The sequence below is a fragment of the Rhizobium sp. YTUHZ045 genome (assembly GCF_051124255.1).
Classification (GTDB): domain Bacteria; phylum Pseudomonadota; class Alphaproteobacteria; order Rhizobiales; family Rhizobiaceae; genus Rhizobium.
Genome location: NZ_CP101433.1, coordinates 140,613 through 161,617, shown reverse-complemented (window position 1 = coordinate 161,617; position 21,005 = coordinate 140,613). Strand labels below are relative to the sequence as shown.

Here is a 21,005-nt window from a genome sequence, read left to right as displayed (position 1 = left end):
TCGCTGCCGAAACGCCAGAGCAGCATTAAAGGTTTCCGCGCTATCGGCAAGATCAAGCCTTCATACCTCTTTCGCGGGCCGCCATGGCGCGGTCGCGGCCAGCCACTGTCGCGTGCGGGCCTCGGGATCCGCGTTGCGGGTGATATCGGTGACCACGGCAGCACCATCGGCGCCTTTTTCCAGCGGCGCGCGTTCGGCAGTGATCCCCCCAATCGCGACGAGCGGTATCGCGCCGACGCGCCGGCGCCAGTCCGCAACACGTTCAATGCCTTGCGGCGCCCATTTCATCTGTTTGAGAATCGTCGGCCAGACCGGTCCGAGCGCAACGTAATCCGGCTCTGCCGCCAGCGCCGTCTCCAGCTCCGCTATGTCGTGGGTGGATAGGCCGAGCTTCAGGCCGGCGCGACGAATGGCATTCCTGTCGGCGGCCATCAGGTCCTCCTGGCCGAGATGAATGAAATCGCATCCTTCATCGATCGCAAGTTTCCAGTAGTCGTTGACGACCAATTGGCAAGCCGCTGCCGCGCAGGCAGCCTTCGATCGCCGGATCTGCTCGCGAAGCACGGAGTCGGGGCAATCCTTGATGCGCAGCTGGACGAGTTTGACGCCGAGCGGCACGAGACGCTCGATCCATTCGGCGCTGTCGACGATGAGATAGAAGGGGTCTAAGTTCACGAGAACACTGCCTTTCCGATAACGGGAGTGGATGGGACGGCGATGTCGCGTGGCTCCAGCGGTATGGCCCCAGCATTCCTACCCGGGCTCAAATATTTTGTTGCCACGCAAGCCCGCGCTCCGATGCGTCGTTGTAGACGAGCGCCAAGTCGGCAGATCGCCTTGTCTGCTGCAGGGCTTCAAAGAGCAGCGCAGGTTGACCAACGTCCTTCTCGCGCTCGCCACCCTGCCCGTCAGTGTGTCGGCGGCTGGCGACTATGAGCTTGCGGACCGCATGCCGGAGTGGATCAGGGACGACGACTGGGACACCGCTCCGGTGGAGCAGCATTGTCCTGACGGTTTCTGCTGTCGCGGGCGCTGCAACTGACCGGATTTATTTATGCTTCAGCAGCCACATCTTTCCGGCCATCGTGATGCCGTGCGGCGAGATGGCTGGGTCGGCGTCGGGATCGAGGGTCTTGAGAAGACCGCTGATTCTCAATTTCGCCTACCGTCGCCGTTGTTGCGAACTTGATTGCGATCGGCCGCTCCTGAAAGCGATCGGCTTTGGCGAAGGTAATCGTCGCATTGAGATGCGTCCACTTCTTGCTCTCCTGAAGGTACAGGTCCCCATCCCTTGCAAGTTTCAAGCCTCTGATCTGGGGAGGCGTCAAAGTGACCATCAAAGCGGCCGTATTGGGACTTGTTTTGGCGGTCGTACTCATCTTGGATCCTAACATGCTATTCAAACGATCCGCATAAAGCGGTCAGATATCGATGGGCCGAGGCTCTCGGCCTCTCGGAAGGAGATGAGCCTGCCGCTCTGTTCATCCCACAAAGCAAGCCGGACACATTCGAGGCTTTGCCGAAGGGTGACGCGGCCGATAGCCACCAACTCGGGGTGATTGCGCAGGACTTCCGGAAGCCGGTAATACGGAATGCGGCTTGAAAGGTGGTGGATGTGGTGGATACCGATATTCCCGGTCAGCCATCGAAGCACGAGCGGAAGATCATAATGTGACGCGCCGTGAAGAGCGGCCCGCGGAAATTTCCATTCTCCCGTCTTCGACCAGTGCGTTTCCTCGAACTGATGTTGGACATAAAATAGCCAGACGCCGGCTGCCCCTGCCAGCAAAACGATCGGCAGATGCACCAGCAGGAGGGGGATAGGCCCAATCGTCCACATTAACAGGCCGACTACGATCGCGATCGCTACATTCGTGGCCATCGTGGAAACCCAAGGCAAGGCTCCCGCCCGCATCATCTCGATCGGCAGGCGTTGCTTGAAGATAAAGAGCCAGGCGGGTCCAATGCCGAACATGACGATCGGATGCCTGTAAAGTCGGTAGGCGAGTCGCCCGGTTCGAGAACGGGCGCGATATTCCTCGAGCGTCAAGGTCGTGATGTCGCCGATGCCACGTTTATCAAGATTGCCCGCAGATGCATGATGTTCCGCATGTGTTTGCCGCCAATAATCGTACGGCGTTAGGGTCAAAACGCCGAGTGCCCGTCCTGTCCACGTATCCAGCTTTCGCCGGGCGAAGAATGAACCGTGCCCGCAATCGTGCTGGATCATGAATAACCGGAGCAGGAAGGCGGCGGCTGGCAGGATCAGTATGTAGCCGGGCCAAAAGTCTTGCAGCAAAGAGGCATATGCGCCGACCCATAGCAGCGCGAAGGGGACAGCTGTCACAGACAACTCGAACGCGCTGCGCCAAAAGCTCGGTTGCCGGTATTTCGCGAGGATCTTCAGCCACGCACCGGCGGAGTCTTCAAACGGCTCGTGCAACTGGCCGGCTTGGCTTCTCATAGGTTTTCTGATTCCGTTGGGACGACGATGCAAATTGGCAGGAGCCACGGTCGGATGTTCATCCGTCAAGCGCGACGAGCCTTACGTGCGGCATAGCGCCGGTCGCGCTCGGCCTTGCGTGCCGCTTCATCGGCGACGACACGTGCGATTCGGTTATTGGCTTCCAACTGGCGAGCCTCCGCCTCTGCTCTTTGATGAGCCTCGGCAACATCGGCTAATGCGGCAGCTTCCTGAAGGAGGCGGTCATTTTCCGCCGCCTTCATCGCATCGCGCTCGGCGCGACGAGCAGTCCTGGCCGAAGCAATTGCCGCCAACCGTTCTTGCATTACAGGGTCGGTCGGCTTCGGAGCCGACTCAAATTTTGCAATCAGCTGACGTCTGGCGCTTTCGGCGGACTTACGACGTTCTGAAAAGGGGTTGTCGCCTGAGTGTTTCAATCGATGTCCTTGCCCAACAGGATAGTCCAGGCCGCTACGCTTCAAGACATACGAGCGGTCGGGCGCTGTTCACTTCTTGAATGAAAAAGGCCAGACATCTGCCTGGCCTTCAACTGCCCTTGCCAGCCACGCCAGTACCTCCGTGGTCGCAGCGGCTATAAGAGCCTTTTAGGCCGCTTGGAGCTGGCCTGCAGACATTTTGCCGGACTTGCGGTCATGCTCCAATTGAAAGCCGAGCTTCTGGCCTTCAGCGATTGAACTCATTCCCGCGCGTTCAACGGCAGAGATGTGAACGAAGACGTCAGCGCTCCCGTCGTCAGGCTGTATGAAGCCAAAGCCTTTGGTGGCGTTGAACCATTTTACTGTGCCAGTGGTCATGATAAACCCTTTCATCGGCATACATTTAATCGCCCGCCGAGCGGCGCGCGGCGGTGTTTCGACTTTTGAAGGGAGAGTTGATCAAGAGGCGCAGAGCGCAGCCAAACAAATATCGGCAAACAAAGTATCGATGTGTGCAGGGATAGACTGGAGATCCTTCCCCGTCAACCTCTTGTTTTCACCTTCTCGCAATTTCCACTTCTGCGGGCAATCCCGTGTGATGCGTTTAAGGTCGGCGCGTCAGCGGATAAGCGTCGGCTTCATAGAGTTTGCGCATCTGCAAACCATCGAAGCGCGCCTCCTCGACTTCGAGCACGGATCCACGAAGGAGAGAAGCCGGCATGTCCTCGATCGCAAAGCGAAGAGCTTCGGCGACGGAATCGAACCTCTTGTAGACGAGGCTGCCTCTTCTGTTGATTGTCTTGCACGGGTAAAGCCCCGCGCCGGCATTATAATCGAAAACGGTCATAACCTAATCCTTGCGGCGTGAGCGATCGTCGAGGACAGTCGATCTTTGCCGTTCCATCTTGCGGTATCAACGGAAAAAAGAAGCCAGTCCAACCGTTCCAGCAGTCCGTTTTTCGAGACGCTGCTGCATCTCGGCAAGCTTCGTCGCGCGCCTCCGGAGAGCTTGCCTGCTGAGGAAATCCTGCAGCTTTGCTGCATCCGATCCTTGTTCTGGCTTGGAGCGCTTGAACATGCTTTCGGCGGCATGGCGGGTGGTGTTGGTCATTATGGCATCCTCAGTGTGGCTGCGGGACGAATACATCCGGAACAAACCGCTCCAGCCAGTATGGCGGAGTTCGCAACGTTCGCAAAATCAGGGTTTGCCAAGCAACCGACGCAGCCGGGAGGATTAGGTAGCCGAAAGGCTGAAAACGTGCCCTCTATGTAAGGTTTTAATCAGCCTCATTCAAGGCACCACATGAATAGCGAAAGCTTGCTTGCCAAAGGCGGAAATGAAGTCCAGGGTGCGATGTCGGCTGCAACTGGTCAGGGCGCTGCCGCCTGAGGGACAAGAGCGCGCCCTAGCCCCGACAAGAGGAGGACGCGATGACGTCCCGATCCTCGCATGCCTGCTTCCTGCTCTACTTCCAGAAAATGCTCCTGAACGCCAACGGCGAAAGCAAGCGCAAACCAGGCAATCGGAAAGTGCATAGGACCTTTCCCATGGTCCGCAACAGAGGACAGCTTCATGGCTCGTCACCTGTCGGTCGCGGGATGTGGGCCGGCGCGCCCATTTTTCCTGAGAAAGCTCCCGAGAAAAAGCCAAGGCTCTGGTAGCGTCGCACGGTATCTGTCCTTCCCTCTTTACTGCCCTTCAGCGTTATATCTTGGAATTACGACCAGGAGATCGCAGATGCAGGCCTTTGGAGACAACTTATGCGCCAATCATATTACAGGGTGCTGGCCCTGATGATGACCATCCCCCTGCATTCTGCATCGGGACTCAGCTCCTCGGCGCTCGGCCAGACCTCAAGGTCGGTGCCTGAAAATGCCCAGGCAAGCCGCTATGGCCTCGGCTGGGAATGCAATCGTGGTTTTCGAAGGCAGGATGACGCCTGCTTTAAGGTGAAGCTTCACGACAACGCGTTTCTGACGAACTCCTCCTTTGGCAAGGGCTGGGATTGCCATTACGGCTTTCTGGAGAAGGGGAACCAGTGCCTCACCGTCCAAATTCCGGACAATGCATATCTCGACCCATATTTCGGCGATCGCTGGAGATGCCTGCGTGGATACCGTCAAACCAACGTGGGTTGCGACCCTATCAAAGTCCCGGAGAAAGCATTCCTGTCCGATAATACCACAGGATCCGGCTGGGAATGCGAAAGAGGTTATCGCGCGCTACAACAAGCATGTCTCAAGCTCGAACTCCCCGCCCACTCATATCTGACATCCGCCGGAAATGAGTGGAGGTGTGATAGAGGCTTTGAAAACAAGGATCAGACGTGTGTCGCTGTCGAGGTTCCGGAGAATGCCATCTTCGTCGACGCGCCCCACGGACTGAAATGGAAGTGCGACCGCGGCTTCGAGCCGAGGGGCAATCAATGCCTGCAGCTCAAGCTTCCCGAAAACGCACATCTTAACTCGACGGGCAACGGATGGGACTGTAATCGTCCGTACCAGCTTCGCGGTGGTGCCTGCATGATCGAATGACAATCAGCTGAAGTCTACCTCGGTGCCTCCCTCGCCGTCTAAATAGCTGATGATTTTTCACTCTGCTCGTTTTTTCTATCGGAAAGCAAACGGCTGGGCGCCGAAGACGGAAACTCCAGAAGAGCGACGAGATTACTGTCAGCGCGTAAATGAAAACTTCCAATTCCGACACTATATCGTCATCATAACAGCGGGTATCACGATGAACCGTCTGCAGGAGTTTTCGATCAGACCAAATGGGGATCGATGGTGCGAAACGCGGACGCCGTAGAAAGGTTTCATAACCTGCCCCCGTTCGGCCCGAACGCGATGCTCTCGTCGCAGCCCTCCTCAAGCGCAGACAGATTCCAGCCAGCCACGAACTCTCCTCTGACCCTACATTGCAATTCGAGGGCCGCGCCCCATATTTCTTACGACCGGAGCTGCGAAGGAGCAGCCGTCGTTCCGGGATTCGGCACCCCGCCAGCAGGTAGCCGGACAGGAGGAAGGTCTCCTGCATCTGTAGCACAGCGGCAACCTGACCAGCCCTGCCGCGCCTCAGCGAGCCCGGCGGAAGTTCAACGGCATAATTTGCGACAGTCCAGTTTGACTTGGCATGACCAACCCCTCCGGGAGAGAAATGTGTGACACTGACCTTTCCCAATAGAAGCCGCAGTTTCGACGAGAGCCGCAATGCCGTTCGCTTCTCTGGATATGACGGCATGTTCGAGGTGCGGTTTTTGATTGAAGCCAATGCCTTGCGGACCGCAAGCCAGGCCGCCCGCTCCGAAGACGAGTGCTTGAGAGCCTTTGATATGGCGCGCGAGGCCATTCTGGATGCGGCCACCCATGCCTACGGCCGCGGCTGCAAGGACCGACATACCCTGACGGCGCGGGATATCCGCCGATAGCCTATTACACCCGAAAAGGGCCGCGCAGGAGGCGAAACGATGTCAGTCGACAGAAAACATCTCAGCGTCGCGAGCCGCGGAGCAACCCGCCATCCCGACCAGGACGATCTTGAATCGGCGGTCTACAGCGCGCTTGCCGATTCCAGCGATCTCGACTCCAGCTATATCTTCGTCACCGCACGCGGCAGCGATATCACGCTCGCCGGGTGGGTGCATGTGCAAGCGGAGGTGTTGTTGGCGGAGGAGATTACGCTGAGAACGAAGGGTGTGCACAAGGTTCATAATGAGCTGTCGCCGGATTTGTGAGGCGAACCCATGGCACTATTTCCATCGGCGCGCATCCGCGCCGTGTTCCCGCCCTGACTGGGAGCAAGCCCGGCACGCTGCCGGGTTTCCGTTAACCGCAGATGGATCTCCCGATCACAGAGGCGGTTGGCGGACGAGGTCCTGCATGGCGGCGACGCTCAAAGCCTCCATGCGTTCCCGCAAGGCTCGCTCATCGAGATTCTTGCCCGCCGAGCGTAAATCTGCCATGATTTTGCCGCGGCGAACGCGATACCGCAGGAATTACAGTTGGCTGCTTCGAAAAGCGGGCTCGCTTCAGTTTCTCAAAGCGAGCCTTCCGAGTTGCTACTATCAGACGTCTATTTGCGTCCACCACTAGGACGGGATTTGGCACCTGTTCCGCCTGCGGTCTTGGCGTCGGGAGCTTGCCCGAAGTTTGTTCCCCCCAGGTGCCCGCCACCGCTCGTGTTCGCGACCTGGCGTTCGGTTCTGCGCCGGATCTCAGCTGCATTGGTTTTGCTCATTTTCAATTCCTTTTCGTCGCATGAGTGATCGCTGCCGGACGGCGCCCGGAAGACAAAAGTTCGATTTTGAGAGAAAAGGGTTGCTTGACGCCAATCGGCGCGAAACGAAGCTCTACTAGCAAACTCGATGTGGCAACCTGAGCCGCCATTGTGTTTAAACGAAGTTCTGGGACAGCGAGCCGGCCAACAAAAAAGGCCGGGGCGAAACCGCACCGACCTTCCTCACATCGCTACTCGTACCAATGCCAGTACATCCGTGGTCAAAAGCAGAAAGCGATTGCGGCAATTGCGAGCGACAGATGCTTTCCAGCGCTCATCAGCAATGCCGATGAGAGGCATATACGCACTCGCTGCATGAAACGCAACCGCAATTATCGGTTTTGTTAAAGATATCTTATAAAAATTCAAATTGCGTGATTCACATTGCATCCGGAGCTGCGCTCAGGCATGGTCACCTCGTCAGCAGCCAATGTTACGGGCGCTGCTGCATCAGGGCTTTCAGCCCTCGCCCCAAATTGAAGGAGGACCGGAAATGTCTTCCGAACACGTCCATATCTTAAATTCCAGTGACCTCACAATGCTGCGAGGCGTCTTGGATGCGGCTGGATACAATTCAGCCAGAAGCGTCGCCCATCCTGAGCGATACAGCGCGGCAGCGAAGTTGCTTATCCAACGTTTCCAATATGGGATGACCTCTGCCGACGACCTTTCCAGGGAGCTGGAAAGGTGTTTTGGCGAGCCAATATCGTCGAAGTCTCCGCCAAGCTTTGAGCGGACACGCGCCTCCATTCAGGGACGGCCTGCCCGATAAACCTCCGACAACCGTAGGACTCCCCGGCCCTCCCAATGTATAGGGCGATAGCATGGAACAATGCGTCAAGGCGGGGGTTGGGGGTGTGGATTGCACGGGTGAGGAACTTTTCTCCCTCATGCCGTACTCCGGTTAACTGTGAGATCCACTATTTCTCAAATGTGGAATCGGAGACTGTGTGTCGACGTCGGCGTGGCTGCTCTTAGTGGTTGAACGCAATCAGGTGCGGCATATTATTGCGTCCGCAGATGAAGCCCTTGACATGCTTTTTAAGAATTGGCCGGTGACGAGCGGTAGCGCTTTCTTTATGGCAATGGAGGCCTGTGCGGGCACGGTAGAGGGCATAGTAACCGAAGGGGAAGCCCAGTCCGCATTCCTTGCAGCAGCTTTTGACGCGCGAGTCGTGGTTCGGATCGCCTAGCTCTTGACTTAAAAGGACTGCCGATTTCCTCGTCTTCGGGTCAGAACCACTTGGAGGCGGATCCGAGGGAGGTCACGTTGGCCGCAATGGGAGGCGCAAAGCCCGGCCACTGCCCGGCTTGGGCGTCGTCGAAAAGAGGCGTGCCGGGGAGCCTGACGAGAAGGCTGCGGAGTGAACAAGCGGGAAGCCCGTCAACCGCCCCGAGTGCGCAGGCTCAGCGTTCCAATCGGATCGACGCCTGAATCAGATCCTGATGGAAGCAATGCTTGCGCAGATCCTCTGTCAATTTGACCAGCCTTTCGTTGGCCAGTCCAGCGGGCTCGCCTCGCGTCAGCATTCCGTCGATCAGGCTCTGCTGAGCGCAGATCATCTGCCGGTCGATAGTCACCTGCCGGCGCGCGAGTTCCAGGTCCTTCGGGGAATAGGTCATGAGAGACTATATCATACAGGCGGGCGAGAGTAGGATTCAATTCGGGGCCGCCTCAGTACTATCGTGGCTGCCAGGTGAGTTGTCATCACTGAACGAGCCGAGGAGAGCCCGCGCCTCTCGCCCCGTGACCTAGTAGCTCCGCAACGAGAATTATATGGTTGCCTGGCACTGCGTTCGCCGCTTTCGCCTTGGATAAGGCGCAATAGCGGCGCATGTTGGCATATCGGCAGCCAATGAAACGGGCGCTGCCGATCAAGGGGTGGCTCCCTTCGCCCCAATCAAGGGAGGACAAGATGTCTTCCACCTTCAAGCACTCTTCCCATATCGCGGCATATGGCGACTTCTTATTCAGAGCTTCCATCCTGGCGAGCTTCGCCGTCATCATCAGTTTAATTTTGAGAGGCTGGTTATGGTAGTAATCATCACAACCGGAATTCCGACGAAACGCGACGAGAATTGGCGGCTCCGGTCCATCCTCAAGCGCGCGGACTACGCGACGACAGATCTCGTTGCTTCAGAACATGGCGACCATCACGAAGAGGTGATGGTGATAAGGCGCATCAGGGCGGCGACGATTCCCGCGCCCGCCTACCCCTCTTCGAGACGGCGGAAGCTGCATGCCGATCCTGAGGCTTTGGCATCATGGGAAAACGAAGGGGGCGCCACGCGAGATGTGGACGCGCCTGCGGACAAGAAGAATTGATGACCCGCGAGGCAATTGAGCAAGGAATGCCGGATTGGCGATCAGGCTCGGTGGTCGAAAGCCCAGCCCCTCTTAGTCTTTGGTGATGCTGAAATTCTGCCCAGTGGTATGTTGCAAAGACCTGCAGCGATCATGCCGTCGCAGGCGTGATGTCGCATTGCTCCAGCTCGGAAAGAGGTGATCGAGCGATTTCCGGTTCACCGACTTCATTCGGAGTTCGGACGGCATGTGCGTAGGTCCTTCTACGTCCTTCTGGCCCTGATGATTGAACCTGGAAAGAGATGATTGCGAAAAATCACCACATTGGGACGCACAGGTCTGACCGCTTTCTCCTCATCCCACAATATTCAGTTTGCCAGCCGTATCGATTAGGCGCATGGTAGGTCTTCAGTAGCTGTTTCTCAGGGCGCTACTGCGTGGAGGTCGGTTTCTGCCTTCGCCCCAAATTGAAGGAGGACAGCATGTCTTCCAATCTCAACATGTCTGTGCGGACCTCTGACCTGGCTGTATTGCAGGGCGTCCTTGACGACGCAGGATACGATTGCACAAGTAGCCTTGCAGACCCGAAATATTACAACGTTGCCGTCAGACTGCTGTTCAAGCTTTATCACGACGGAATGACCTCGCCCGCCGCCCTCTCTATCGAACTCAGCCGGCACTTCGGAAAAACACCACTGTCCTCGAAATCATCCGCGGAGTTCGAAAACAATCGCAAGCGGATTCAGGGTATCCGTTCAGCCGTTAAAGTTAGGTCGCCTACCGGCGCCTGAACAGACCGTGTCGGGTAACTTCTCGCAAAGCTCATTCGACGAAGGCCTTACCAACGCGATGGAGGGTTGCATGCCGGCGCCGTTCGAACAGCTAGACGACCTTCTCATCGCCCCCGGCGCAAGCGTCGGAGGCGCAGGAAGTCGTTGACTCTCCGTGCCATGAACTACCTGCAGCGAAAGTGCACACGGCGCCGGATTGCGCCGGCGGTCCAAGCCGTTCACTCAAGACCTTGCTGCTGCGCTTGCGAAACCATAATGCGCTACAGCCCGCCGGGAAGCGGCACAATAATGGGCACCGTCAGAGGAGGCTAGAATGCCAGAAGCACCAAACGAATTTGCGGCCAGTCCAAACGGAGACAAATGGTATCTCGAACATAACGAAACAGCGGACCAGCATACTGTCATCCATCGCGCCAACGATGCCTCCGGCGGCACTGTGACGAGATGGCCGATTTCGAGCTTTCTGGAGCACTTCGGCGATCATCCGCAAGGTCAGGCTCTTCGCGAGGCATTGCACGATGCTGGATCAGCTGAACAGGAAGTACCGAGTGAACATACGCCCGTTGTGCAGAAACTGGTGACTTCTTTCCCTTGGTCGCGCAAAACGCAACCCGTTGAGGATTGAGTACGCTCTCACTTACCTAAAAGGGGAGCCCCACGGGCGGTCTCAGGCTCGGCATATGCAAACGATGTCAGCTGGGTCGTCGAAAAAATTCCTGGCGCGGTCCTTGACGGACCTCCGTCCACTCGTCTGTACCCCTTCAAGCAGACTGAAGATTGCCAGACCGACATCTTGCCGGACTTGTCGTCATGCTCCAAGTCGTAGCCGTTCTTCTGGCCTTTGACGATTTCGCGCATGCCAGCGCGTTCCACGGCAGAAATATGGACGAACGCGTCGGGGCCGCCGTTGTCAGGCTGAATGAAACCGAGCTCATTAGTGGAATTGAACAGATCCGGCGTCCGCCTCGCAAGCAAACGGAGCAACCGAAAAGTCGAATTTCGTGACTTAGTTGAGTATATGGATAATACCCGCGCCGGCAGGATCGAAGGCCTCCCCGTTGCCGGCGGGATGTATCAACCTTCATCCTCATTCGCGCGCCGCCACGGCGCGGTTGCGGCCAGCCATTGCCGCGTGCGGGCCTCGGGATCCGCGTTGCGGGTGATATCGGTGACCACGGCAGCACCATCGGCGCCTTTTTCCAGCACCAGCGGCGCGCGTTCGGCAGTGATCCCCCCAATCGCGACGAGCGGTATCGCGCCGACGCGCCGGCGCCAGTCCGCAACACGTTCAATGCCTTGCGGCGCCCATTTCATCTGTTTGAGAATCGTCGGCCAGACCGGTCCGAGCGCAACGTAATCCGGCTCTGCCGCCAGCGCCGTCTCCAGCTCCGCTATGTCGTGGGTGGATAGGCCGAGCTTCAGGCCGGCGCGACGAATGGCATTCCTGTCGGCGGCCATCAGGTCCTCCTGGCCGAGATGAACGAAATCGCATCCTTCATCGATCGCAAGTTTCCAGTAGTCGTTGACGACCAATTGGCAAGCCGCTGCCGCGCAGGCAGCCTTCGATCGCCGGATCTGCTCGCGAAGCACGGAGTCGGGGCAATCCTTGATGCGCAGCTGGACGAGTTTGACGCCGAGCGGCACGAGACGCTCGATCCATTCGGCGCTGTCGACGATCAGATAGAAGGGGTCGAGCTTCACGAGAACACTGCCTTTCCGATAACGGGAGTGGATGGGACGGCGATATCGCGTGGCTCCAGCGGTATGGCCCCATGCGCCAGGCGGCCGGCATCGATCGCAAGCGCGAAGGCCTCGGCAATGCTGGCGGGATCTCCGGCGCCGGCAACGGCGGTGTTGAGCAGAACGGCATCATAACCGTACTCCATGACGGTGGCGGCGTGAGACGGGCGGCCGATGCCGGCATCGATGATCAGCGGCACATCCGGAAAGTGCGCCCGGAACGATCGCAGCGCCATCGGGTTCAGCGGCCCTTGAGCGGAACCGATCGGCGCGCACCAGGGCATCAGGACGCGGCAGCCGGCATCCAGCAGCCTTTCGGCGACGACAAGGTCGTCGGTCGTATAGGGGAAGACCTGAAAGCCCTCGCCGGTCAGGATGCGGGCCGCTTCGACAAGGCCGAAGACGTCAGGCTGCAACGTATCGTGATGTCCGATGACTTCGAGCTTGATCCAGTCGGTGCGGAAGACGTCGCGCGCCATCTTCGCCGTCAACACGGCCTCCTGCACGCTGTGACATCCGGCCGTATTCGGCAGCACTTGCACGCCAAGCTCGCGGATCAGGTCGAAGAAGGCGCCGCCTGCTTTGCCGCCGGCGGCTTCGCGGCGAAGCGAAACGGTGACGATCTCGGTCTTCGAGCGCTTGACCGCCTCTGCAAGCACAGCTGGAGACGGATAGCGGGCGGTGCCGAGCAGCAGTCGGGAGCGGAATTCAACATCATAAAGTTTCAGCATCTCAGCCTCCTTGCATGGGTGAGAGAATTTCGATGCGGTCGCCTTCGCCGAGCCTGAAATCGCCGCGGTCCTCACGGTGCACCAGCTCGCCGTTCACTGCGGTCGCCAGCCATTCGCCTTCGTAGTCGAGAGCGAGAAGAAGATCCGCGAGCGTCGCGGCCGCGACCTCCTGTTCCTCGCCATTGATGATGAAGGTCATGATGCCTTCCTTTCCGAGTGCTTGTCTTTTCCAAGAAGAAGCCGCGCCACCTCCCCTGCCATGGCTGGCGCAAGCAAAAAGCCATGACGGTAGAGGCCATTGACATGGAATGTGCGCCCCTCCTGCGTCACCCGCGGCAGATTGTCGGGATAAGCCGGCCGCACGCCTGCCCCGGTTTCCGTAACCCGTGCCTCGCCGAAGGCAGGATTGAGGGTATAGGCGGCATTCAGCAACTCCATCAGCGAACGCGCGGTAATCGGGCCGATGTCGTTGCTTTCGATCATCGTCGCCCCGATCATGAAGCGATTTCGCTGGCGTGGCACGATATAGATCGGGTGGCGCGGATGCAGCAGGCGAACGGGACGGGAGAGAGAGACCTCCTTCGTTTCGACGCAAAGCATCTCTCCGCGAACGCCGCGCAATCCGGGCAGACGGCCGATCTGGGCAGCCCCGGTGCAGTCGATCACGCGATCGTAAGGGGCAAGGTCGGCATCGCCCCTGACGCCGAATGTGAGGCGCATGCGGGCTTCCTCAAGTCCGGCGGCGAGCCCGGAGAGCGCCTGGCGCGGATCGAGATGCGCTTCCTGCCGGAAGAACAATGCCCTGCGGAAGCGGCCAGCGAGATCCGGTTCAAGCGTCGCGATCGCCGGCTCGTCCAGCCATTCCCATCCGCTTGTCCGGCGACAAAAGCGGTCGAGTTCGCCGGCATCTCGCCCGGCCGCCACCACAAGCGTCCCCCGGCGATTGACATGGCCGGGCAGCGCTGCCTCCCACCAATCGGCGGCAAGACGGCCGAGCGCCAGGACCGGCTCGTCTGCGCTTTCCCTTTCGCACCATGGAGCCAGCATGCCGCCGGCAAAGCCGGAAGCACCGGCGCCGACCTCGTCGGCTTGCTCAGCGACGCTGACCCGGAAACCGTGCCGATGGAGCTGCCAGGCAACGGTGAGGCCGGCAACGCCGGCCCCCTTGACGAGAACATGCATCGTCATTCTCCGGCAAGAGTTTTCGCAGCCTCGGCGACCGGCATGTAGAGGTCGCCGCCGTCGCGATACCTGGCGGCCATGGCTTCCAGTCCTTCTTTCTGCGCTTCGGCGCGAATATCGTGGGAAATGCGCATGGAACAGAATTTCGGGCCGCACATCGAACAGAAATGCGCCACCTTGTGGGCCTCCTTCGGCAGGGTCTCGTCGTGGAAGGAACGCGCCGTATCCGGGTCGAGGGAGAGGTTGAACTGGTCTTCCCAGCGGAATTCGAACCGCGCCCGCGACAGCGCATCGTCACGGATGCGGGCGGCCGGATGGCCCTTGGCGAGGTCGGCGGCATGCGCGGCAATCTTGTAGGTGATGACACCGGTCTTGACGTCGCTGCGGTCGGGTAGGCCCAGATGCTCCTTCGGCGTGACGTAGCAGAGCATGGCCGTGCCGAACCAACCGATCATCGCGGCTCCGATGCCGGAGGTGATGTGATCATAGCCCGGCGCAATGTCGGTGGTCAGCGGTCCGAGCGTATAGAAGGGAGCCTCGCCGCAGACCTTGAGCTGCTTGTCCATATTCTCCTTGATCTTGTGCATCGGCACGTGGCCAGGGCCTTCGATCATCACCTGGCAATCCCTGGCCCAGGCAATCTTGGTCAGTTCGCCGAGGGTTTCGAGCTCGGCAAATTGCGCAGCGTCATTGGCATCGGCGATCGAGCCCGGGCGAAGGCCGTCTCCAAGCGAGAAGGAGACGTCATAGGCACGGCAGATGTCGCAGATTTCCTCGAAATGCTCGTAGAGGAAGCTCTCCTTGTGGTGATGCAGACACCACTTGGCCATTATCGAGCCGCCGCGTGAGACGATCCCGGTGACACGATTGACGGTGAGCGGGATATAGGCAAGCCGCACGCCCGCATGGATGGTGAAATAATCGACGCCCTGCTCGGCCTGTTCGATCAGCGTATCGCGATAGACTTCCCAGGTGAGATCCTCTGCAATGCCGTTCACCTTTTCAAGCGCCTGGTAGAGAGGCACCGTTCCGATCGGAACCGGCGAATTGCGAATGATCCATTCGCGGATGTTGTGAATGTTGCGGCCGGTGGAAAGGTCCATAACCGTGTCGGCGCCCCAGCGGATCGCCCAGACCATCTTTTCCACCTCTTCCGCCATCGACGAGGTGACCGCCGAGTTGCCGATATTGGCGTTGATCTTCACCAGGAAATTCCGGCCGATGATCATCGGTTCGGATTCCGGGTGGTTGATGTTGGCCGGAATGATTGCCCGGCCGGCTGCGATTTCCTGGCGGACGAATTCGGGCGTTACGAAATCGGGAATATCAGCGCCAAAGCTTTCGCCGTCGCGCGCGAGCGCCTCCTTCGCGGCCTGCCGGCCGAGGTTTTCGCGGATGGCGATGAACTCCATTTCCGGCGTGACGATGCCGGCGCGCGCATAGGCGAGCTGGGTTACGGCGCGGCCCGCTTTTGCCTTCAGCGGCGTGTTGCGAATAGGGAATTCCGGCGTCAGCCGCTCGCCGGTGACAAAACCATTGTCTTCAGGCTTCACCACCCGGCCTTCATAGGCCTCGACATCGCCACGCGCCCTGATCCAGCTCTCGCGCAAACGCGGCAGTCCGGCGTCGATCGAGACCGTATGTGCCGGGTCGGTATAGGGACCGGAGGAATCATAGACCGTGACCGGCGGTTCACCGGAGGTCGGGTGAAGGCTGATTTCGCGCATCGGCACGCGCAGATCAGGATAGAGCGTTCCGGGCTTGGCGATCTTGGTCGAGGCCGGAAGCGGGCCGGTGGTGACGACCGGAGTAAGCTTGGGTGCGACAATATTCATGGGTGAGGCTCCAAGGTTTGACGTTTGGAGACCCAGTTCCAGTGTTGGAATGATGGAAAGACGCCTCATGCGACAAAGCGAAATCCGCCCGACAGCCGCAGCGTCTGCACCGTCCCTACGCCAGTATGAACTGGATCAGGTTCAACGGGTCACTGCGCCACAACAGGCAAAGCCGTATTGTTCAGCAGAATCTCAGCCCCTTGCCGGGACACCCCTGGTGAATACCTGCATCAAAGACCGCTGCGGCCCTGATGTCAAGCCGACCCTCACGCGTTCCTATCCGGACCTTTTGAGTCGGCGGCCAGTCCGATAGAGCAGCATTGATTGTGGATGGGCCAGCTCCGCCGGCCCATTTCACTCGCCAGGACGCTGCCGTCCATGCTCTGAATATTCGTGGCATGGTCTCATGTTTTGCTGACGGGCGATAACGTCCGTTTATTTGTCAGACGGCGCCTGCTGGATCACCCTATCGCAACACCATTCTTGCATTCATGCCCTATCGTTTCGTTCACACTGCCGATCTCCATCTCGACTCTCCCCTGCGCTCTCTCGCGCTTCGCAACGCCGAGCTGGCCGATCTCGTCAGCGACGCCAGCCGGCAGGCGCTGGTCGCGATCGTTGATCTTTGCCTTGAGGAGCAGGTCGATGCGCTTGTTATCGCCGGTGATCTCTATGACGGCGAGCAGACGTCGATGAAGACGGCGCGCTTCCTGGCAGGCGAGCTCGAACGGCTGCACCGAGCGGGCATCTCAGTCTTCAAGATCCGGGGCAATCATGATGCGATGTCGAAGATCGCCCGGGAACTGGTGATGCCCGATACGGTGAAGATCTTCGGCGGCCATGCCGAGACTGTCGAGACCACCAAGGGCAGCTTGTCGGTCGCAATCCACGGTCTGAGCTTCGCCAAGCCGCAAGCCCCGGACCCGCTGCTGCCGAAATTCAAGCCGCCGGTAGCGGATGCCGTCAATATCGGCATCATGCATACGAGCCTGGCCGGATCGGCTGGACATGATGTCTATGCGCCCTGCAACGTGCTCGACCTGCATGCCTCGGGTTTCGACTACTGGGCGCTCGGGCATCTCCACCAGCGCAGCCATTATCCCGGCACGGCGACAGTCATCATGCCCGGCATGCCGCAGGGCCGCGACATCAATGAAGCGGGCGTCAAGACCGTGTCGCTGGTGACCGTGGCGGACGACCGGACCGTGACGGTGGAGGAGCGGCGCACAAGCATCGCGCAGTTCGAGCGCGTCAATGTCGACCTCACGCGTGTCGATGATTGGCGTGAGGCGGCCACGGTGGTCGAGACAGCGCTGATGGCGCAGCGCGACCGCACGGCTTCGCCGCATCTTGTCGCACGCCTCAGGCTTTCCGGCCGCACGCCGCTCTCCTGGCAGTTGCGGCGCGATGTCGACCTCATGCAGGCGGAAGCCGAGCGGCGCAGCGACGCGATCGGCCGCACCTGGATCGAGAAGCTGGAACTCGCCTTCGAAGCGCCCTCGATCCCCGCAGACGCGTCCGCCGCCGATCCCGTCATCGAACTCGGGGCGCTGATGCGGGACGAGGTCATCACCCGCAGCGGATTTCGCGACGAGGTCAGGGAGATGGTCCGGGACCTGCTTGCCGACCTGCCGCCCGAGAGCCGGGCATTTGCCGGCCAGAACGAGGCGGGTTTTGAACGCTTCATCGACAGCCTTCTCGCCGATGGCGCCGAGGACATCGCCGCCCGGATGAAGGCGGTGGATCGGGGAGACAGCTGATGCGTCTGCGCCGCCTCGACCTCACCCGCTATGGCAAGTTCACCGATCACTCCATCGATTTCGGCGCGGCCCGTCAAGGTTCGCCGGACTTGCACATCGTTTATGGCCTGAACGAAGCGGGCAAATCGACCACCTTCGCCGCCTATCTTGATCTGCTCTACGGCATTGGTGAGCGCAGCACCTATAATTTCCTGCATCCCTACAATACGATGAAGGTTGGTGCGCGGCTGGAATTTGGTGGCTGGGAATATGAGCTGGCGCGGCTCAAGCTGCGGACCGGCAGCCTCGTCGATGATCGGGGACAAGCTGTGAACGAGGCGCTCCTGGCCGGCGCGCTTGGCGGCGTCGGTCGCGAGGCCTATCGCACCATGTTCTCGCTCGACGATCAGTCGCTCAAGGAAGGCGGCAACGCCATCATACAAAGCAAGGGCGAACTCGGCGAATTGCTGTTCTCGGCCAGCTCAGGCCTGGCAGGCCTGAGCCGTTCGCTGGTGACGGCAGCCGACGAAGCCAACGCGATCTACAAGAAGCGGTCGTCGAGCACCAAGCTCGCGGAACTCAAGCGTTCGCTCGAAGCGCTCAAGGCCGAGCGCAATGCCATCGACACGCTTGCTTCGGCCTATGCGGCCCTGAAATCGACTTATGAGCAGGCCGACGCTGCCTATGGAAAAACCACGCGGGAACTGGCCGAGGCCAAGACCCGGCATCAGGAGCTGACGCGCCTTCTCGGCGCCCTACCCCCGGCCCTAGAGCTCCGGCGGCTGGATGCAGATGCAGCCGCCATGAGCGATCTGCCGCGGCCGCCGTCCGAATGGTTCGCGCTCCTGCCCCAGCTTTCGCGCGACGAGACGCGGCTGCAGGCGCTTGTCGAGACCGCCGACCGCACGCTGCGCCAGCTTGCGGATGAGATCGAGGCGATCGCGATCGACGACAAGGCGCTGGCAGTCACCGCGCATATGGACCTGCTGGATCAGGGTCGGGCGCGCTATCTTGCGGCTGAGAGCGATCTGCCGAAGCGCCGGCTGGCGCTGGCCGAACAGGAGGGTGAGTTGGCCCGACTGCTGGCCGATCTCGAACAGCCGGGCCATGCGAAACCCGAGGCGCTGCTGCTGCCCGCTTCGCTGATCGGCATCATCCGCGATCTTATCGAACGGCGTTCCGGCGTCGAGGCGAAACTGGCAGCCGCTGATCGGGAACTGTTGCGAGTGCGGGAGAATCTCGAAAGGCTGAACAGGGAAGGCGGCTCGCGAGATGGATCTGGGCTCCTGGATCCTGCGCGTTTCGGCCGCATCGAAATCGCCCTGAGCCGGCTGGCGGGATCTGATCTCCCCGTGCGGCTTACCATGGAAGAACGGACACTTGTCCAGGCGAAGCGAACGCAGGAGAACCAGTTTGAACAGCTCGCACCCTGGAGCGGCAACGCCGTCGCTCTGCAGCGGACGGCCGCGGCAGAGCCTCGACAGATCGAAACCTGGCGTGGCCAAGCGACTGCTATCGACAAGCGGATTGGCGATCACGAGGGAAGGCTGCGCGATCTCGGCACCGAACAGGCGCTGACCAAAGCCCGGATCGCGGCCTTCGTCGCCGGCGGTTCGATCGACGATACCGAGGCCACGCGGCTGCGCGATGAACGCGATGCCGCCTGGCAGGCGCATCTCACCAGTCTGAATGCCGCCACGGCTCGGATTTTCGAGGAGCGGATGCGGCAGGACGACGTGGTATCCGCCGGCCGGCTGTCGCGGGCGCAGGAACTGGCCGAGCTGCGCCAACTCCGCCAAGCGGAAGCGGCAACGGCAGCAATGATCGAGCGGCAAAGGGAACTGCTTGGCGAAGCGCGCGCCGAACATGATGCGCTTGCCGAGCGCATCGGTGATCTGCTGCCTGAAAACATCGAATATGACGCCGAAGCCGCGGCGCGCGTGGCCGCACTCGACACTTGGAGCACCAAGCGAGCCGCAGCGCTGGCCGCCTGGGACGATCTGCAGCACGCAGAAGACACGGTGCACGCGCTTCGCATCGAACTGGATAGGCATGCCGCAACGCTTGCGGAGAGCCTTGCAGAAGCCGGTCTTGATGACGCAGACCAGCGACGGGTCGCCGAGCTGATGCAGGCTGCAAATGATATACTCGCCGCCAGCACAGCCGAGCGGGCGGCGCGGCAGGCGCATGAAAAGGCGGTCGGTGACCTCAGCCACGATCTCAGGGAACGCCAGCGCGACCAGCAGGAGGCGGAAGCCGCCATGGCGGCCTGGGAGCGGGAATGGGCGGAGGCGCTGTCGCGAACCTGGTTTGCCGACAAAGCCGGTTCGATGGCGGCCGTCCGAGCAATGCTGAATGCGCTCGCTGCACTGCCCTCCATCCTGAAGGAAAGAGATGACCTCGCAACTCGTGTTGCCGCGATGGAGCGCGACCAGCAGCAATTTCGCGAGCATATCGCCGGTCTTCTCAGAGACTGCGGTCTCAGCCAGCCGGCCGTAGATACGCTCGCCTCCGCAAACGCGCTTGTGGAACGTCATGAGGCGGCACGGCATGCGGCTCAGCTTCGGGCAGACCGGCAGGCGGATCTCGAAAGACAATTGGAAAAACGGCGTGCGCTGGAGGAGGAACTGGCCGTTCACAATGCCCGCAAGGACGAATTGACCGGCTATTTCGCCGCAGACTCGCTTGCTTCGGTGGAAGTATTGCTGAACCAGTCCCGAGAGCGGGACCGGCTGGAAGAGCGGGTCGCCACCTTACGCCGCCAGATCACCGAGGCATTGCGCGCTGCGAGTTTTTCCGAAGCCGAACGGCGCCTTGACGGTGTCGACGCCGCTGCGGTCGAGCGCGACGCCATGGAGCTTGGCGCTCGGATCGAGGATCTCACCGAGCGTGCGAAGCTTCTCTATTCCGACGTGTCGCTGGCGCGGCAGAAGCTCGAGGCCGTCGGAGGAGACGACGCCGTGGCCCGGATCGAGGCCAAGCGCCGAACCATTTTCCTTGAAATCGAGGAACTGGCCGTGCGGCATCTGGCGCTGCGCGCCGGCATGCTCGCGGCCGAACAGGCACTGCATATCTATCGCGAAAAACATCGCAGCTCGATGATGAACCGCGCATCGGAGGCCTTTCGCCTGATCACCGGCGGCAATTATTCCGGCCTGACGACCCAGCCCGATCGGGATAAGGAGATATTGATCGGCGTGTCGCGCGACGGTGGTTCGAAGCTTGCGGACGCGATGTCGACCGGCACTCAGTTTCAGCTCTACCTCGCGCTGCGGCTGGCGGGTTACGAGGAATTCGCAGCGTTTCGCCGGCCGGTACCCTTCGTCGCTGACGACATCATGGAGAGCTTCGACAATCCCCGCTCCGAAGAGGTTTTCCGCCTGCTCGGCGAAATGGCAAAGGTCGGACAGGTTATCTACCTTACCCACCATTGGCATCTCTGCGAAATCGCGCGAGACGTCGTTCCGAACGTGACCATACATCAACTGCCGTGACAGGGCGCAAAGAA

20 protein-coding genes, 4 pseudogenes and 1 riboswitch are annotated in these 21,005 nt (G+C 60.1%); of the genes and pseudogenes, 8 read left to right on the top strand and 16 right to left on the bottom strand.

Annotated features, from left to right (window positions below; translation table 11 throughout):
- Window positions 1-60: 60 nt before the first annotated feature.
- From NMA58_RS22870 to NMA58_RS22830, 9 genes and pseudogenes are all read right to left on the bottom strand, one after another.
- Window positions 61-675 (bottom strand): thiamine phosphate synthase, encoded by a 615-nt coding sequence (locus NMA58_RS22870; protein WP_434714016.1) that lies wholly within the window; start codon window positions 673-675, stop codon window positions 61-63.
- A pseudogene (locus tag NMA58_RS22865) lies at window positions 672-758 on the bottom strand (thiazole synthase); the annotation flags it as partial. The gene NMA58_RS22870 and the pseudogene NMA58_RS22865, both read right to left, overlap by 4 nt.
- Window positions 759-766: 8 nt before the next feature.
- Window positions 767-1,018: pseudogene (locus NMA58_RS22860) on the bottom strand (GSU2403 family nucleotidyltransferase fold protein); the annotation flags it as partial.
- Between the two features lie 30 nt (window positions 1,019-1,048).
- A pseudogene (locus NMA58_RS22855) lies at window positions 1,049-1,337 on the bottom strand (hypothetical protein).
- Window positions 1,338-1,399: 62 nt separating this feature from the next.
- Entirely contained in the window at window positions 1,400-2,464 is a 1,065-nt protein-coding gene (locus NMA58_RS22850) for a fatty acid desaturase (protein ID WP_183706733.1), read from the bottom strand.
- A gap of 65 nt (window positions 2,465-2,529) precedes the next feature.
- Window positions 2,530-2,901, bottom strand: coding sequence for a DUF6481 family protein (locus tag NMA58_RS22845; RefSeq protein WP_221156661.1), 372 nt, complete (start codon window positions 2,899-2,901; stop codon window positions 2,530-2,532).
- Window positions 2,902-3,069: 168 nt separating this feature from the next.
- Window positions 3,070-3,279 (bottom strand): cold-shock protein, encoded by a 210-nt coding sequence (locus NMA58_RS22840; protein ID WP_088396361.1) that lies wholly within the window; start codon window positions 3,277-3,279, stop codon window positions 3,070-3,072.
- Window positions 3,280-3,505: 226 nt separating this feature from the next.
- The gene (locus tag NMA58_RS22835) at window positions 3,506-3,748 is read right to left on the bottom strand and encodes a hypothetical protein (RefSeq protein ID WP_097599675.1); all 243 of its coding nucleotides are present in this window, start codon (window positions 3,746-3,748) and stop codon (window positions 3,506-3,508) included.
- A 66-nt stretch (window positions 3,749-3,814) separates the two neighbouring features.
- A complete protein-coding gene (locus tag NMA58_RS22830) occupies window positions 3,815-4,012 on the bottom strand; it encodes a hypothetical protein (RefSeq protein WP_097599674.1) in 198 nt (65 codons plus the stop codon).
- Between the two features lie 650 nt (window positions 4,013-4,662).
- Here NMA58_RS22830 and NMA58_RS22825 point away from each other — a divergent pair.
- The 4 genes from NMA58_RS22825 to NMA58_RS22810 all read left to right on the top strand — a co-directional run bounded on the left by NMA58_RS22825 (window position 4,663) and on the right by NMA58_RS22810 (window position 8,367).
- A complete protein-coding gene (locus NMA58_RS22825) occupies window positions 4,663-5,436 on the top strand; it encodes a hypothetical protein (protein WP_434714014.1) in 774 nt (257 codons plus the stop codon).
- 623 nt (window positions 5,437-6,059) lie between these two features.
- On the top strand, window positions 6,060-6,326 hold the full coding sequence (locus NMA58_RS22820; protein ID WP_097599671.1) for a DUF1488 domain-containing protein: 267 nt from the start codon (window positions 6,060-6,062) through the stop codon (window positions 6,324-6,326).
- Between the two features lie 39 nt (window positions 6,327-6,365).
- The gene (locus NMA58_RS22815) at window positions 6,366-6,632 is read left to right on the top strand and encodes a BON domain-containing protein (RefSeq protein ID WP_221156666.1); all 267 of its coding nucleotides are present in this window, start codon (window positions 6,366-6,368) and stop codon (window positions 6,630-6,632) included.
- Window positions 6,633-8,208: 1,576 nt separating this feature from the next.
- Window positions 8,209-8,367, top strand: coding sequence for a DUF982 domain-containing protein (locus tag NMA58_RS22810; RefSeq protein ID WP_246721690.1), 159 nt, complete (start codon window positions 8,209-8,211; stop codon window positions 8,365-8,367).
- A gap of 214 nt (window positions 8,368-8,581) precedes the next feature.
- Here the strand turns inward: NMA58_RS22810 and NMA58_RS22805 are convergent, their stop codons facing one another.
- Window positions 8,582-8,797: a hypothetical protein gene (locus NMA58_RS22805; RefSeq protein WP_097599683.1), complete on the bottom strand. Its 216-nt coding sequence runs from the start codon at window positions 8,795-8,797 to the stop codon at window positions 8,582-8,584.
- Window positions 8,798-9,961: 1,164 nt separating this feature from the next.
- Between NMA58_RS22805 and NMA58_RS22800 the strand changes: the two genes are divergently transcribed.
- Both NMA58_RS22800 and NMA58_RS22795 read left to right on the top strand, forming a co-directional pair.
- Window positions 9,962-10,270, top strand: a complete 309-nt coding sequence (locus NMA58_RS22800; protein WP_221138208.1) for a hypothetical protein — start codon at window positions 9,962-9,964, stop codon at window positions 10,268-10,270.
- Between the two features lie 313 nt (window positions 10,271-10,583).
- Entirely contained in the window at window positions 10,584-10,895 is a 312-nt protein-coding gene (locus NMA58_RS22795; RefSeq protein WP_221156668.1) for a hypothetical protein, read from the top strand.
- Between the two features lie 161 nt (window positions 10,896-11,056).
- Here the strand turns inward: NMA58_RS22795 and NMA58_RS22790 are convergent.
- From NMA58_RS22790 to thiC, 6 genes and pseudogenes are all read right to left on the bottom strand, one after another.
- Window positions 11,057-11,245, bottom strand: a pseudogene (locus NMA58_RS22790) (cold-shock protein); the annotation flags it as partial.
- Between the two features lie 99 nt (window positions 11,246-11,344).
- Window positions 11,345-11,971 carry a thiamine phosphate synthase gene (locus NMA58_RS22785; protein ID WP_221156670.1) on the bottom strand — a complete coding sequence of 209 codons (627 nt, stop codon included), beginning with the start codon at window positions 11,969-11,971 and terminating at the stop codon, window positions 11,345-11,347.
- Window positions 11,968-12,741, bottom strand: a complete 774-nt coding sequence (locus tag NMA58_RS22780) for a thiazole synthase (protein WP_221112691.1) — start codon at window positions 12,739-12,741, stop codon at window positions 11,968-11,970. The genes NMA58_RS22785 and NMA58_RS22780 overlap by 4 nt, the downstream gene beginning before the upstream one ends.
- Window position 12,742: 1 nt before the next feature.
- Entirely contained in the window at window positions 12,743-12,940 is a 198-nt protein-coding gene (thiS, locus tag NMA58_RS22775) for a sulfur carrier protein ThiS (protein WP_097599663.1), read from the bottom strand.
- Window positions 12,937-13,923, bottom strand: coding sequence for a glycine oxidase ThiO (gene thiO, locus NMA58_RS22770; protein ID WP_434714011.1), 987 nt, complete (start codon window positions 13,921-13,923; stop codon window positions 12,937-12,939). The genes thiS and thiO overlap by 4 nt, the downstream gene beginning before the upstream one ends.
- A 2-nt stretch (window positions 13,924-13,925) precedes the next feature.
- Window positions 13,926-15,758 carry a phosphomethylpyrimidine synthase ThiC gene (gene thiC, locus NMA58_RS22765; protein WP_434714010.1) on the bottom strand — a complete coding sequence of 611 codons (1,833 nt, stop codon included), beginning with the start codon at window positions 15,756-15,758 and terminating at the stop codon, window positions 13,926-13,928.
- Window positions 15,759-15,852: 94 nt separating this feature from the next.
- Window positions 15,853-15,984: riboswitch (TPP riboswitch) on the bottom strand.
- A 265-nt stretch (window positions 15,985-16,249) separates the two neighbouring features.
- Between thiC and NMA58_RS22760 the strand changes: the two genes are divergently transcribed.
- Window positions 16,250-17,518 carry a metallophosphoesterase family protein gene (locus NMA58_RS22760; RefSeq protein WP_434714008.1) on the top strand — a complete coding sequence of 423 codons (1,269 nt, stop codon included), beginning with the start codon at window positions 16,250-16,252 and terminating at the stop codon, window positions 17,516-17,518.
- Entirely contained in the window at window positions 17,518-20,991 is a 3,474-nt protein-coding gene (locus NMA58_RS22755; protein WP_430957515.1) for an AAA family ATPase, read from the top strand. The genes NMA58_RS22760 and NMA58_RS22755 overlap by 1 nt, the downstream gene beginning before the upstream one ends.
- Window positions 20,992-21,005: the final 14 nt, after the last annotated feature.

Excerpts from the sequence above, each read along its gene's own strand:
- NMA58_RS22810 (WP_246721690.1), top strand. The coding sequence starts at position 8,209 with ATGCTTTTTAAGAATTGGCCGGTGACGAGCGGTAGCGCTTTCTTTATG.
- NMA58_RS22840 (WP_088396361.1), bottom strand. The coding sequence starts at position 3,279 with ATGACCACTGGCACAGTAAAATGGTTCAACGCCACCAAAGGCTTTGGC.
- NMA58_RS22780 (WP_221112691.1), bottom strand. The coding sequence starts at position 12,741 with ATGCTGAAACTTTATGATGTTGAATTCCGCTCCCGACTGCTGCTCGGC.
- NMA58_RS22830 (WP_097599674.1), bottom strand. The coding sequence starts at position 4,012 with ATGACCAACACCACCCGCCATGCCGCCGAAAGCATGTTCAAGCGCTCC.
- NMA58_RS22825 (WP_434714014.1), top strand. The coding sequence starts at position 4,663 with ATGCGCCAATCATATTACAGGGTGCTGGCCCTGATGATGACCATCCCC.
- NMA58_RS22835 (WP_097599675.1), bottom strand. The coding sequence starts at position 3,748 with ATGACCGTTTTCGATTATAATGCCGGCGCGGGGCTTTACCCGTGCAAG.
- thiS (WP_097599663.1), bottom strand. The coding sequence starts at position 12,940 with ATGACCTTCATCATCAATGGCGAGGAACAGGAGGTCGCGGCCGCGACG.
- thiC (WP_434714010.1), bottom strand. The coding sequence starts at position 15,758 with ATGAATATTGTCGCACCCAAGCTTACTCCGGTCGTCACCACCGGCCCG.
- NMA58_RS22795 (WP_221156668.1), top strand. The coding sequence starts at position 10,584 with ATGCCAGAAGCACCAAACGAATTTGCGGCCAGTCCAAACGGAGACAAA.
- NMA58_RS22850 (WP_183706733.1), bottom strand. The coding sequence starts at position 2,464 with ATGAGAAGCCAAGCCGGCCAGTTGCACGAGCCGTTTGAAGACTCCGCC.
- NMA58_RS22815 (WP_221156666.1), top strand. The coding sequence starts at position 6,366 with ATGTCAGTCGACAGAAAACATCTCAGCGTCGCGAGCCGCGGAGCAACC.
- thiO (WP_434714011.1), bottom strand. The coding sequence starts at position 13,923 with ATGCATGTTCTCGTCAAGGGGGCCGGCGTTGCCGGCCTCACCGTTGCC.
- NMA58_RS22760 (WP_434714008.1), top strand. The coding sequence starts at position 16,250 with ATGCCCTATCGTTTCGTTCACACTGCCGATCTCCATCTCGACTCTCCC.
- NMA58_RS22800 (WP_221138208.1), top strand. The coding sequence starts at position 9,962 with ATGTCTTCCAATCTCAACATGTCTGTGCGGACCTCTGACCTGGCTGTA.
- NMA58_RS22805 (WP_097599683.1), bottom strand. The coding sequence starts at position 8,797 with ATGACCTATTCCCCGAAGGACCTGGAACTCGCGCGCCGGCAGGTGACT.
- NMA58_RS22755 (WP_430957515.1), top strand. The coding sequence starts at position 17,518 with ATGCGTCTGCGCCGCCTCGACCTCACCCGCTATGGCAAGTTCACCGAT.